Origin of the sequence: Diaphorobacter sp. ED-3 (genome assembly GCF_027625375.1) — a bacterium.
Lineage (GTDB): Bacteria > Pseudomonadota > Gammaproteobacteria > Burkholderiales > Burkholderiaceae_C > Diaphorobacter > Diaphorobacter nitroreducens.
Genome location: NZ_CP115182.1, coordinates 1,760,304 through 1,772,562 on the forward strand (window position 1 = coordinate 1,760,304; position 12,259 = coordinate 1,772,562).

13 protein-coding genes are annotated in these 12,259 nt (G+C 68.9%); 6 read left to right on the top strand and 7 right to left on the bottom strand.

What is annotated here, in order from left to right:
* Positions 1-201: 201 nt before the first annotated feature.
* Positions 202-1,182, top strand: coding sequence for an IS5 family transposase (locus PCQ86_RS08715; protein WP_028915768.1), 981 nt, complete (start codon positions 202-204; stop codon positions 1,180-1,182).
* A 144-nt stretch (positions 1,183-1,326) separates the two neighbouring features.
* Here the strand turns inward: PCQ86_RS08715 and PCQ86_RS08720 are convergent, their stop codons facing one another.
* Both PCQ86_RS08720 and PCQ86_RS08725 read right to left on the bottom strand, forming a co-directional pair.
* Complete coding sequence (locus PCQ86_RS08720; RefSeq protein WP_270175289.1) at positions 1,327-2,085, bottom strand: pseudouridine synthase; 759 nt, start codon at positions 2,083-2,085, stop codon at positions 1,327-1,329.
* 44 nt (positions 2,086-2,129) lie between these two features.
* Complete coding sequence (locus tag PCQ86_RS08725) at positions 2,130-2,417, bottom strand: hypothetical protein (RefSeq protein WP_011805703.1); 288 nt, start codon at positions 2,415-2,417, stop codon at positions 2,130-2,132.
* 88 nt (positions 2,418-2,505) lie between these two features.
* Between PCQ86_RS08725 and PCQ86_RS08730 the strand changes: the two genes are divergently transcribed.
* Positions 2,506-3,507 carry an IS1595-like element ISCsp2 family transposase gene (locus PCQ86_RS08730; protein ID WP_011805635.1) on the top strand — a complete coding sequence of 334 codons (1,002 nt, stop codon included), beginning with the start codon at positions 2,506-2,508 and terminating at the stop codon, positions 3,505-3,507.
* 117 nt (positions 3,508-3,624) lie between these two features.
* On the opposite strand, the gene PCQ86_RS08735 is transcribed toward PCQ86_RS08730, so the two are convergent.
* Positions 3,625-3,888: a hypothetical protein gene (locus PCQ86_RS08735; RefSeq protein WP_231403416.1), complete on the bottom strand. Its 264-nt coding sequence runs from the start codon at positions 3,886-3,888 to the stop codon at positions 3,625-3,627.
* A gap of 144 nt (positions 3,889-4,032) precedes the next feature.
* Here PCQ86_RS08735 and PCQ86_RS08740 point away from each other — a divergent pair, with 144 nt between their 5' ends.
* On the top strand, positions 4,033-4,980 hold the full coding sequence (locus tag PCQ86_RS08740) for a DHH family phosphoesterase (RefSeq protein WP_011805701.1): 948 nt from the start codon (positions 4,033-4,035) through the stop codon (positions 4,978-4,980).
* 40 nt (positions 4,981-5,020) lie between these two features.
* On the opposite strand, the gene PCQ86_RS08745 is transcribed toward PCQ86_RS08740, so the two are convergent.
* Complete coding sequence (locus PCQ86_RS08745; protein WP_270175290.1) at positions 5,021-5,470, bottom strand: thermonuclease family protein; 450 nt, start codon at positions 5,468-5,470, stop codon at positions 5,021-5,023.
* 462 nt (positions 5,471-5,932) lie between these two features.
* On the opposite strand from PCQ86_RS08745, the gene rarD reads away from it, so the two are divergent.
* Together rarD and PCQ86_RS08755 are read left to right on the top strand one after the other, a co-directional pair.
* Entirely contained in the window at positions 5,933-6,835 is a 903-nt protein-coding gene (rarD, locus tag PCQ86_RS08750; protein ID WP_270175291.1) for an EamA family transporter RarD, read from the top strand.
* 88 nt (positions 6,836-6,923) lie between these two features.
* A complete protein-coding gene (locus tag PCQ86_RS08755; RefSeq protein WP_270175292.1) occupies positions 6,924-7,598 on the top strand; it encodes a hypothetical protein in 675 nt (224 codons plus the stop codon).
* A 61-nt stretch (positions 7,599-7,659) separates the two neighbouring features.
* Here the strand turns inward: PCQ86_RS08755 and PCQ86_RS08760 are convergent, their stop codons facing one another.
* The 3 genes from PCQ86_RS08760 to PCQ86_RS08770 form a co-directional block, all read right to left on the bottom strand.
* The gene (locus tag PCQ86_RS08760) at positions 7,660-8,700 is read right to left on the bottom strand and encodes a tetratricopeptide repeat protein (RefSeq protein WP_270175293.1); all 1,041 of its coding nucleotides are present in this window, start codon (positions 8,698-8,700) and stop codon (positions 7,660-7,662) included.
* 102 nt (positions 8,701-8,802) lie between these two features.
* Positions 8,803-9,453, bottom strand: coding sequence for a pseudouridine synthase (locus PCQ86_RS08765; RefSeq protein ID WP_270175294.1), 651 nt, complete (start codon positions 9,451-9,453; stop codon positions 8,803-8,805).
* Positions 9,450-10,241, bottom strand: coding sequence for a peptidoglycan DD-metalloendopeptidase family protein (locus PCQ86_RS08770; protein ID WP_333489990.1), 792 nt, complete (start codon positions 10,239-10,241; stop codon positions 9,450-9,452). The genes PCQ86_RS08765 and PCQ86_RS08770 overlap by 4 nt, the downstream gene beginning before the upstream one ends.
* A 361-nt stretch (positions 10,242-10,602) precedes the next feature.
* Between PCQ86_RS08770 and PCQ86_RS08775 the strand changes: the two genes are divergently transcribed.
* Positions 10,603-12,057: an aspartate ammonia-lyase gene (locus PCQ86_RS08775; protein ID WP_442874551.1), complete on the top strand. Its 1,455-nt coding sequence runs from the start codon at positions 10,603-10,605 to the stop codon at positions 12,055-12,057.
* The last annotated feature ends 202 nt before the right edge of the window (positions 12,058-12,259 follow it).

The following is a 12,259-nucleotide window of genomic DNA, read 5'->3' on the forward strand; positions in this document are numbered from 1 at the left end:
TACACACCAGGGCACCACATCGCAATTGTTTCCAAGCACCTGCAACGATTGAGCAGCGAACTAACGGTAGTGTGCGGTGGGCTGTGAAAACCGCCCAGCGAGACGTCTTCGCGCTCGACGAGTTGGCGGCCTATTTAAGGAAGGTCTGAACAACTCCGCCCGATTGCGCGACAATGCCTCACCGTGATCGGGGTGAGTGCGATGCAGCTGTCGTTCGGTGATGCCGAGGGTCTGGGGAGCCGCAAGCGCACGCGGCGCGAGGTGTTTTTGGCGGAGATGGAGCAGGTGGTGCCGTGGCAGGCGCTGCTGGGTCTGATCGAGCCGCACTACCCGAAGATGGGCCGTCCCGGTCGCCAGCCCTATCCGTTGGCGACGATGCTGCGCATCCACTTCCTGCAGCAGTGGTATGCGCTCAGCGACCCGGCGATGGAAGAAGCCTTGTACGACACGCCGGTGATGCGCCGCTTCGCGCAGTTGGGCGGGCTTGCCGACATCCCGGACGAGACGACGATCCTCAACTTCCGCCGGCTGTTGGAGACGCACGGGCTGGCCGAGAAGCTCTTCGAGCAGGTCAACGCCCATCTTCAGCGCAAGGGCCTGAGCCTGCGCAGTGGCACGATCGTGGATGCCACGATCATCAGTGCGCCGAGCTCGACCAAGAACAAGGCGGGCGAGCGCGATCCGGCGATGCACCAGACCAAGAAGGGCAACCAGTGGTTCTTCGGGATGAAGGCGCACATCGGCGTGGATGACGCGTCCGGTCTGGTGCACCACGTGGAATGCACGGCGGCGAACGTGGCCGACGTGACGCAGGTGTACAAGCTGCTGCACGGCCGGGAAGACACGGTGTGCGGCGACAGCGGCTACACGGGTGCCGAGAAGCGCGAGGAGCTGCAGGACGTGGACGCCGGATTCCTGATCGCGGAGAAGCCGTCGAAGCTGCGTGCGATGAAGAACGAGCGCGAGCGGCGCTACGCCGAGCGGTGGGAGCGCTACAAGGCCAGTCTGCGGGCGAAGGTGGAGCACCCGTTCCGGGTGATCAAGCGCCAGTTCGGCTACACGAAGGTGCGCTACCGCGGCCTGGCGAAGAACGCGGCGCAGGTGCTGACGCTGTTCGCGCTGTCGAACCTGTGGATGGCGCGCCGGCGTTTGTTGCCGACGACGGGAGCAGTGCGTCCGTAAGGCGGGGAAACCCGCCAAAAACCGCCCTGCACGGGCGAAATCCGGCTCGAAAGCGACGCCAGGCCGGCGCCACGATGCCGCAATCCGGGCGGCAGAGCGGGTTGTTCAGACCTTCCTTAGCGCTTGCTAGGTAAGCGCTACAAGCTACTCTTTTGGTAGCGCGTCTTCGATGTCCTGCTGCCAGGGCAGGGTCCAGATGTGTTGCTGCCAATCGGGCGCTGCGTCCGCGTTTGGCTGCGGGGGTGCGCTGTCGGTGGTGGATGTTCTGGCAGCGGGCCACTGCAATCCACTGTGCAGCGTGACCAGGCGGCCGTCTGCGGGGTGGGGCAGGCTGAGCTGCCACGCATGCAGCCACAGGCGGTGCAGGCCGAGGCGCTGTGCCCACCAACGGTTGAGCGGCCCCTTGCCGTGGGTGGCGTCGCCCAGGATGGGGTGGGCCAGATGCTTGAGGTGGCGGCGGATCTGGTGGCGGCGCCCCGTGGTCGGCTCGGCCAGCACCAGCGATGCGCGCGTGGTGGCGAAGCGGGGGTCGCTGCATTCGGGCAGCTCCAGCCGCGCCAGGCGTGTGAGGCGCGTGTGGGCGGGCTGGGTGGGGGCGTCGGGCGGCGCGTCGTCGGGGCGCAGCGGGTGGTTCACTTCGGCCTGCGCCGGCGCCCAGCCGCGTACCAGCGCCAGGTATTGCTTGCGCACGGCATGCCGGGCGAAGGCGTCGGCCAGGGCCCGCGCGGCGGCGGGGTGCAGGGCCATGACGAGCACGCCGCAGGTGCCCTTGTCCAGCCGGTGCACGGGGTAGACGTGCTGGCCGATCTGGTCGCGCAGCGCCTGCATCACGAAGCGCGTTTCGCCCGCATCCAGTCCTGTGCGGTGCACCAGCCAGCCCGCCGGCTTGAAAACGGCCACCATGTGCGCGTCCTGCCACAGCAGGCGCAGCGGAGGGTGCGCGGGCGTCAGGGGTTGCGCCCCGGGGTGAGCTGGATGGTACTCAGGCCCGAATGGGGCGGGTCCTGCTGCGAGGTGAGCCAGTACACCCACAGGCCGCGCAGCCACGCGCCCATGTAGATGATGGACACGGCAAAGATGCCCCACTGCTCGGCCTTCCACGAGGCGTAGAACCAGAACGGCTGCCCCAGCAGCCCGAAGATGCAGGCCCAGCGGCGCAGCGCCGTTCTGCGCGCCTGCGACAGCCAGGCGGCGGTGGCACCCAGCAGGGCGATGGCGATCTGGTCAAGTCCCATGGTGATGTGGCCGTTGCGTGGCGATAGGGTGTTAACTGGATGTTTGTAAGGGGTATCTATTTAGCTCCAGTGACGTGAGAATAGCTGGATGGAAACCCAGATGCTAACGCCAACTCCTGGAGGGGACTACCCCCGCACCTGGAACGAATTTCTTGACTGGTTTGCCACCGAAGAGGCTTGCCAGGCGTTCCTGGAGAAGCTTCGGTGGCCCCAAGGCTTCGTCTGCCCGCGTTGCGGCAACGCTGGCGATGTGTACCGCGCCAGCCGCACCCGCCTGATGTGCCGCTCATGCCAGTACCAAGGCACAGTGACATCTGGAACCATCTTTGACAAGACGCGCACACCGCTGCGTGTCTGGCTGGCTGCAGCTTGGTACCTGACCAATCAGAAACAAGGCGTGAGCGCCCTGGGGCTGCAGCGCGTATTGGGTTTGGGGAGCTACCAGACCGCCTGGACCATGCTGCACCGGTTTCGACGTGCCATGGTCCGCCCGGGCCGGGACAAGCTCAAGGGGCTTGTGGAGGTGGATGAAACGTACCTGTCCATCACGGATCGCAAGAATCCCGCCACCCCTGCAGGGCGCAAGAGCAGCACCACCAAAGTGTTGATGGTCATGGCGGTGGAGATCGTGGAGCCCAAGGGGTTTGGGCGCATCCGGTTACGCCGCATTGACCGAGACGCCGCCACCCACGTAATCCCCTTTGTGCAGGAGGTGGTCGAGCCTGGAGCCCAGGTACGCACGGATGGTTCGGCGGCATACCGCGCTCTGGGAGAACTGGGTTACACCCACCAGCGCACCGTCATGCTCGGCTCAGGCGTACCTGCCCATGTCTCCATGGCGGGAGTGCACCGGGTCGCCTCACTGGTACAGCGCTGGGTGCTGGGAACACATCATGGCTCTGTACAGCCAGACCACCTGGACGCCTATCTCGATGAATTCGTGTTCCGTTTCAACCGGCGCACATCCAGCTCACGCGGGATGCTGTTTTACCGCTTGCTGCAGCAAGCGGTGGTTACGCCGCCAGTGACGTATGGGGATGTCGTGAGCAAGAACACCGGGGAGAGCCAATCGGATACCATTGCTGGATGAAATCACAGTATCAATGGGGCTGCTGGAGCTAAATAGATACCCCTTATGTTTGTACAGCCATGATAACAGTGGCGGGGGCTGCAGCGGCCAGGAGCTCCCGCAGGCGACGCGGGCGCGCTACGCCTTGGCGGTGGAGAGGGGCGTGCCGGGGAGCCGGTCGCGCCGGGCGATGAATTCGCGGGCCGCCTGGGCGCGTAGGGTGGCCCGGCCCAGCCCGGTGATGGTGATGACGCGTGCCGAGCGTACGGATTCGCCTTCGCCGGGCAGTTCAGCCTGCACCATGCCCGCGGCGCGCAGGACACGCAACTTGTCCACCTCTGCCTCACCGACGACGGGGGCGGGAAACTGGTCCCGCTGCGCAAGTTGACGGAGAAGTTCCATGGGCATGTGACTGGCTCCCGGTGCTGCGCCGCGCAAACGGTGCGGCGGAGGGGGTTATTGTGGCCCCTGGGGCGAGGCCGGTACAACAAAGGCCCCGTTCTCAAGTGGGCAGTTCGGCGCCGTGCGCTGACCGACAATCCCGCCATGACTGTGTCTTCGCGCTCCACCTTCCTGCCCCTGTCGCTGCTGGCCGCGCCGCAGCGGGACGACCCGCACCCGCTGGTGCTGTACCACGGCCGCTGCGCCGACGGTTTTGCCGCCGCGTTGGCCGCCTGGCGCTTTTATGGCGGCCAGGTCGAATGCCTGGGGCTGACCCACGGGCAGGTGGCCACCGTGGACGACCTGCCGCCGCTGCAGGGGCGGGCCGTGTACGTGCTGGACTTTGCGTTTGCGCCCGACCTGCTCGCCGCCATCGACGCGCGTGCCGCCCGGCTGGTGCTGCTGGACCACCACAAGAGCGCGGCCGAGCAGTTGGAGGGCTTTGCCTGCCGCTGCGGTGGCCTGCACTTCGACATGGGCAAGTCTGGTGCGCGCCTGGCGTGGGAGTTTTTCCACCGTGACGCACCACTGCCCGCCTTGGTGCGCCACGTGGAAGACCGCGACCTGTGGGCCTGGCAGTACCCCGACACCGCGGGCTATGTGGCGGCGCTGGACATGGAGCCGTTCGACTTCGCCCGTTGGCAGCAGATCGCCGACTTCACGCCCGCCGAGACGGCGGCCTTCGTCGCGCGCGGTCAGGCCATGGACGAGAAGTTCCGCCACCTGGCGCAGGACGTGGCGGGCGGTGCGCAGCCGCTGGTGTTCAACGGCGAGGCCGGGCTGATGGTGAATGCGCCCGGCGCCTTCCACAGCCTGGTGGGCGAGTTGCTGTCGCGCCAGAGCGGCACCTTCGCGCTGATGTGGGTGGTGGGCAAGGACGGGCAGGTCAAGGTGGGCCTGCGCTCGCAGCGCGGCTACGACTGCTCGCCCCTGGCCGTGAGCATGGGCGGCGGCGGCCATGCCCAGGCCTGCGGCTTTCGCCTGCCTGGCGAGCGGCTGGCGCAGTTGCTGTCCGGCGTGTTCCAGGCCGATGGAACGGGTGTGGATTCCTAGCCGAAATGGCCTGTAGCGCTGGATATATAAGCGCGCACAGCTATTGAAAAGATAGTGCTTGCCGATGCCGGCGCCGGTAGTCCCAGGGCGCCTGCGGGCGCGGCTGCGACCACAGCCCGGTCTGGCTGGCGCGTGCCTGGCGCTGCAGCGCCACCAGGTGCGGATAGCGCTGGGCCTGCGGTGCATAAACCCAGGCCAGGCCGGCGCGCACCTGGGCCGTGCCCACGTCCTGTCCCTGGCAGCGCACGTGCGCCAGCGTGCGGCCGTAGTCGTCGTGGCCCAGCGTGCGCAGGGCAGCCTGCTGGCGAAAGCACAGGCGCGCCAGGTTCTGGCGCGCGCGTTGGCCGAAGGCCTGGCGGCTCTCGGGCGCGTCGATTCCCACCACGCGCACGCGCTGCGGGCGCCAGGCCCCTGGCGTGCCGCATCGCACGGTGAGCGTGTCGCCATCGCTGATGGCAATTACAAGGCAGAGGAGGGCGGCAGCGGACACGGGTGGGGCAGAGGTGAAGAGCGGATAAAAGCGCGGCGAGGCGTGGGCGTGGGCCGGCATGCGGCCGCGCAGGTGTCGCACGGTGACGCCGCAAGGGCGCGCACTATAACCGTGTCAGATGCGCGCTTGCAGGTCCGCGCGGCATCGCGGCCTTGCCCATGCCGATTGCCTAAAAAATGGGCGATGCGCTGCAGCCCAATGCCGGCGCGGCCTGCGCGGGGTTGTCCCGGCGGTTGTCCACAGGGCCGCCCACAGGCGGTGGGCATAAGTGGTGCGGCGGCGGGGCGCGCGCCAATGGCCGACAATCGCGGGTCGCACGCGGGCAAAGGCCTGCCCTTTCCTCGTTCGGGTACATGCCTGCTGTTCTCATCCGGATGCGTGCCTGTTGTTGTCTTGCCCGAGGCGGCGACGTTGCGTTGTCGCCGGGTTTCCCGCATCGTTTCTTGTCCACCTGCTGCCGTTGTGATCCAAGGTCTTGTTGCGTCCATCGTCGCGTCCGTTCTGTTCGGCGCCATGTATTACCTGGCACCGGCGCTGGCGCCGCTGGATGGCGAGCAGATCTTCGGCTGGCGCGTGCTGTGCACGCTGCCGTTCACCACGGCGCTGCTGCTGGCGCGCGGGCAGTGGCCGGGTGTGCGCCTGCTGGCTGCGCGCGCGTGGCGGCAGCCGCTGCTGGCGCTGGGGCTGCTGGCCAGCGCCGCCATGCTGGGCGTGCAGCTGTGGCTGTTTTTATGGGCGCCGCTGCACGGGCGGGCGCTGCCGGTGTCGCTGGGCTACTTCCTGCTGCCGTTGGTGATGGTGCTGGCCGGGCGGGTGCTGTACCGCGAGCGGCTGTCGCACCTGCAGTGGCTGGCCACGGCACTGGCGGGCGCGGGTGTGCTGCACGAGGTGCTGCGCGCCGGCGGCATGTCGTGGGAGACCTGGCTGGTCGCACTGGGCTACACCGCGTATTTCGTGATGCGCCGGCGCCTGGGCACCGACCACCTGGGCGGCCATTGGCTGGACATGCTGCTGCTGGTGCCCGCGGCGCTGTGGTTCGTGGTGCGCGCGCCGTCGTCCCTTCCGCTGGTGCTGGAGCATGCGCACCTATGGGCGATGGTGCCCGTCCTGGGCGTGCTCAGCGCCGTGGCGCTGGCGTTGTACATGGCCGCCAGCCGCCTGCTGCCGCTGGGGTTGTTTGGTCTCTTGAGCTATGTGGAGCCGGTGCTGCTGGCGCTGGTGGCGCTGGCGCTGGGCGAGAGCATCGGCGCGGCGCAGTGGCCTTCCTATGGCCCCATCTTCGCCGCCGTGGCGCTGCTGGTGCTGGACGGCGCACTGCGCCTGCGCCGCCCGGCCGTGCAGGTTCAAGACAAAAAACCGCTCTAGCGCGCGTCCCTAAAGCGCTGGCAGCTATTAAAATCGATGCAAACGGTGCCATTCGCAGCGCCGCACAGCCACCCGAGGGAGCCCCCACATGCACGCCACCGTGTCCCATCCGCGCCAGCGTTTGCGCGCCTTTTCTGCGGCGGGCGTGTGCTTCGCCCTGGCCACCGCTGGCCTGCTGGCGCTGCCCGCCACGCCCGCGGGCGCGCGCGATGCGTCCACCGCCTGGGGCAAGCGCCTGGTGGAGTCGTTCGAATTGACGCCCGAAGACCTGGCGCGGCTGGCGCGACACCAGGACAAGACGGCCGGCAGCAAGCCCGCGGGCTTTTTCTCCGAAACGGTGGCCTGGAAGGCGCCGCGCGCGCTGGACCTGCCCGCCAGCGGCAACCCCTACACGCTGGTGGTGCACGTGGCCGGCGTGGCCCAGGCCGACGGCGAGGGTCTCACGCGCTGGATGGCCGGCTGGGACACGGACAACGGCACGCGCCTGTCGATGGTGCAGGGCGCTTCGTTCGGGACGGGCACGCGCGCGGGCCAGGTGCTGCAGCTGGCGGGCACGGCCGGGCCGGTGAGCTTCAAGGAGGACCGCAAGGTGGCGCCGGCGCTGGAGTTCGCAGGCGCGAGCAACCTGCGGCTGGACGGCGTGCGCGTGGAGGTGTGGTCCGGCATGCGGCGCAGCTCGTTCGTCGAGCTGCTCATGTCCGCCGTGCCGCTGCTCACGGGTGTGGTGTTCCTTGCGCTGGTCGTCTGGTGGCGCAAGCGCTAGCGCCGCGCGGCGCACTGCACACCGTGCAGGCCGCCCGTGGCGCTGGCGGGCGCGTGCCGCGCTAGAAGCCCAGCGGCTGGCCGGGCTTCCAGGCGTCGGCGAGGCGCTCGGCCTCGGCAATGTCGCTGGGATGCAGCTTGTCCTTGAGGCGGACCAGGCCTGCACGGGCGCTGGACGGGTAGTGCTGCTCGGTCAGCAGCGCGTCGCGCTCCGGCGTGGCGCGCGAGGCGCGTTCGGCCAGCGTGAGCAGCATCCACGCGGGGACGGGGCGTTGGCTTACGGGATCGGCGCCCCGCGCGTAGAGCATGCCCAGGCTGTACAGGCCCGCGCCGTCGCCCTGGCGCGCGGCACGCAGGTACCAGTTCTCGGCCAGTGAGGGCTGGCGCGGCACATGTTCACCGCGCTCATACAGACCCCCCAGGCGCACGGCGGCGGTGGCATCGCCCGCGCGGGCGGCGCGCTCCAGCCATTGCAGCGCCTCGGCCGGGTCCAGCGGCTGGCCGATGGCGTTGCGGTAGCTGCTGCCACCCAGCAGCATGGAGCCCAGCAGCACCATGGCCCGCGGCTCGCCCTCGTCGGCCAGCGCGCGCACGGCAGGCAGCGCCTGGGCGCCTTCGCCCATGCGCCACTGGTGTTCCAGTGCATCGATGCGCGCCCGCCCGTCCTGCACGGCGCGGGCCTGGCTGACATCGGCGGCGCGGCTGTCGCTGGCGGCGCGTTGCTCCTGCTGGGCGCTGCGCTGGCGCTCGCCGTTCCACTTCCAGCCCAGCAGCGCGGCCCCGGCCAGCACGGCGCTGCCCAGGGCGATCCAGGCCCAGGGCAGACCCGCGCTGGCCCGGGCGCGGCGCGGGTCCAGCGGGACGGGCTGGGTATCGTCCTCTTCATCGTGGCCCGCGCGTGCGCGTGGGCGCGGCGTGGCCTTGTCGTAGACCACCGCGCAGCGCGGGCATTGCCAGGCGGGGGCGGTGTCGCTGGCCTGGCGCGTGTAATGGCAGCGTGGGCAGGTGCGTGCGACGTGCGATGAGGCCGCAGCAGGCGCGGGTTGCGTGGGCGCGGGGTCGAGCGGGGCGAGGGACAGGCCGTCGCCAGGGTTCGTGGTCATGGTGTTCAGTTCCTCCCGTCGCGATTGTCGCTGCTGGGTGGAGGGTGCTGAGCGTAAGTGAAGAATCCGGCGCAAAGCCAATGCAGGAAAGCGCCAGCAGCTCTACTTTTTGCGGTGGTGCGGCACCGGCGAGGGCGGGCTGGCGGGCTGCCAGCAGCCCGGCTCCAGCCCGTCCAGGGCGTAGGGGCCGATGGCCGCGCGCACCAACCGCAGCGTGGGGTGGCCCACGGCGGCGGTCATGCGGCGCACCTGGCGGTTGCGGCCTTCGCGGATGATGAGTTCGATCCAGCAGTCGGGAATGTTCTGGCGCACGCGGATGGGCGGATCGCGCTCCCAGAGGGCGGGGGGCGGCTCCAGCCGGCGCACGCGTGCGGGCAGGGTGGGGCCGTCGCCGAGCTGCACGCCCTGGCGCAGGGCCTGCAGCGCGGCCTCGTCAGGAATGCCCTCCACCTGCACCCAGTAGGTCTTCTCCATCTTGTGGCGCGGATCGCTGATGCGTGCCTGCAGCGCCCCGTCGTCGGTGAGCAGAAGCAGTCCCTCGCTGTCGGCATCGAGCCGCCCCGCCACATAGACGCCGGGCACGTCGATGAAGTCCTGGAGCCCGCGCCAGCGCCCCTCGGGCGTGAACTGGCTCAGCACGCCATAGGGCTTGTTGAAGCGCAGCAGCCGCGCCGCGCGCTGGGGGGCGGGTGCTGCCGCGGCCGCGGGGCGGCGCAGCGCCAGGCGCGGGCGTGGGGCAGGGGGCGTGCTCATGCGGGCAGGAACAGGGCCGGGTCTACCATGGTGCGGTTGAGCATCACGCCCCAGTGCAGGTGCGGGCCGGTCACGCGGCCGGTGGCCCCTACCCTGCAGAACGCATCGCCCGTGCGCAGTACGTCACCCACCTGGCAGTCCATGCGGCTGAGGTGGCAGTACATGCTGAGCAGGCCGCCGCCATGGTCCAGCCAAACGGTGCCGCCGTTGAAGAAATAGTCGCCCACATCGATCACCCGGCCCGCCAGCGGCGCGGCGACAGGGGTGCCCGTGGCGGCGGCAATGTCCATGCCGCTGTGCGGATTGCGCGCCTGGCCGTTGAACACGCGCCGCAGACCGAAGCTGCTGGAGCGCCGTCCCGGCACGGGCTGGCGCATCTGCAGCCCCTCTGGCAGGGGCGTTGAAAAGGTAGCCATGACGTGCTGCTGGTGGGCGCGCTCACGCTCGTGGCGGGCCAGGTCTTCGGGTGCCAGGTCCACCGTGCGCGGTGCCACGGTCAGGCGCTGCTCGCGGTACTGCTTGGCTGCCACGCGGTAAGCCACGCGCCGCGCCGGTGCGGTCGGCGTGGCCTGTACCGTCACCTCGGCCTCGCCCGTAGGCGCGGCCAGCGGGATGCCGACGATGGCCGTCCACTCGATCGCATCGCCCAGCACCAGCACCGGGACGTCGCCCGCGTGTACCACCGGCCGATCGGCCGCGGGGCCCAGCGACAGCCGGGCCACGCCCCCGGGCACGGCCAGGGCCTGCGGCCATTGCTGGGCGGTGCCCGCCAGGACCAGCGCGGGCATGCCGGGCGCCAGGGCGAGGCCCAGCGCCTGCAGCAGCGTGCGGCGCCGTGCGCCTGAGGGGGAAAGGGGCGGAAAAGTGGGGTCGCAAGGAAATGGCACGGCCGCAGTGTAGAGCGCTCGTGGCCGGCGCCTGCCCGCCGCGTGGGCATGGTTATGCGCAAAGCTAAGGTTCTCATGCGCGTGCGAGGCAGTGGTCCATAATCCGCACCCAATGCCCTGGGCGCCATGGTGCCCGGGGCATTGCCACGTCTGGCACGGCACTTGCGCCCACAAGGTGCGCGCCCGGCTCCAGGGCGCTCCACGGCTGCACCCACCAAGCACCGCCTGCACCTCAGGCGGTGTTTTCACTTGGGGCCTGGCTTTGTTCCCCTTTTGTTTATTCCATTTCGCTAGAAAGCAGATCGACCATGCGTCAAGAACAGAACATGACTTCATCGGTATCAAGACCATTCCCCCGGACGCGTATTGGGGCGTCCACACCGCTCGTGCCGTAGAAAACTTTCCCATCACCGGCCACACCGTGGCCCACATGCCCGAGTTGATCCGGGCCTTTGCCTTCGTCAAGAAGGCCGCCGCCCACGCCAATCTGCAGCTGGGCGCGATCAACGCAACCCAAGCCCGCGCCATTGCCCAAGCCTGCGACGACCTGATCGCCGGACAGTTGCACGACCAGTTCGTCGTGGACGTGATCCAGGGCGGTGCCGGCACCTCCACGAACATGAACGCCAATGAGGTGATCGCCAACCGTGCCCTGGAGCACCTGGGATTGCCCAAAGGCCGCTATGACACGATCCACCCGAACGATCACGTCAACGCATCGCAAAGCACCAACGATGCCTATCCCACGGCGCTGAAGATCGCCACCTATTTCGGTATCGAGACGCTGCTCAAGGCCCTGTCGGCCCTGCGCGGCGCGTTCGAGGCCAAGGCCGAGGAATTCAAGGGCATCCTGAAGATCGGCCGCACCCAGTTGCAGGATGCCGTGCCCATGACGCTGGGCCAGGAGTTTGCCGCCTTCGCCGCCATGATTGCCGACGATGAGCGCCGCCTGCGCGAGTCTGCCTACCTGATGACCGAGGTGAACATGGGCGGCACCGCCATCGGCACCGGCATCAACGCGCCCGTCGGCTACGTGGACGTGGTCATCCCTGAGCTGGCGCGGCTGTCGGGCGTGCCGGTCAAGGCCGCGGCCAACCTGATCGCCGCCACGTCGGACACGGGGGCCTTCGTTGACATCTCGGGCGTGCTCAAGCGCATCGCCGCCAAGCTTTCCAAGATCAGCAACGACCTGCGCCTGCTGTCCTCGGGCCCGCAGGCCGGCGTGGGCGATATCCAGCTGCCCGCGCGCCAGGCGGGCTCGTCCATCATGCCCGGCAAGGTCAACCCCGTGATCCCCGAGGTGATGAACCAGGTGTGCTTCGAGGTGATCGGCAACGACGCCGCCATCACCATGGCTGCCCAAGCGGGCCAACTGCAGCTCAACGCCTTCGAGCCGCTGATGGGCTGGGCGCTGCACAAGAGCCTGCACCACCTGGCCAGGGCCTGCCACACCCTGCAGGTGAACTGCGTGGAGGGCATCGCGGCCAACCAGGGGCTGCTGACGGAACGCATCGCCGCGTCGGTGACGCTGGTGACCGCGCTCAACCCGCTGATCGGTTACGAGAAGGCGGCCGCCATCGCCAAGTCGGCCATTGCCACGGGCAAGCCGATTGCCGTGGTGGCCGAGGACCTGGGCATCATGACCCAGGCCGAGATGCACAAGCTGCTGGTAGCCGAGCGCCTCACGCAGGCGGGCGCCATCCAGGCCGCTGATTGACGGGCGCTGCCGGGGCCTCGGCTGCTGCCGAAGGCGCCGGTAGGCCGCGGCGGTCATCCGCCCAAAAAAAAGCCCAGTCAGGGACTGGGCTTGAAGGGATCCAGGAAACCAGAGTTTCGAGAGGATCCAAGGAGACAACTGGAGGGCCCTGCGACATTCATTCCCATCGACGGGCCAGTGAGTGAATTATAGGGGTAAACCC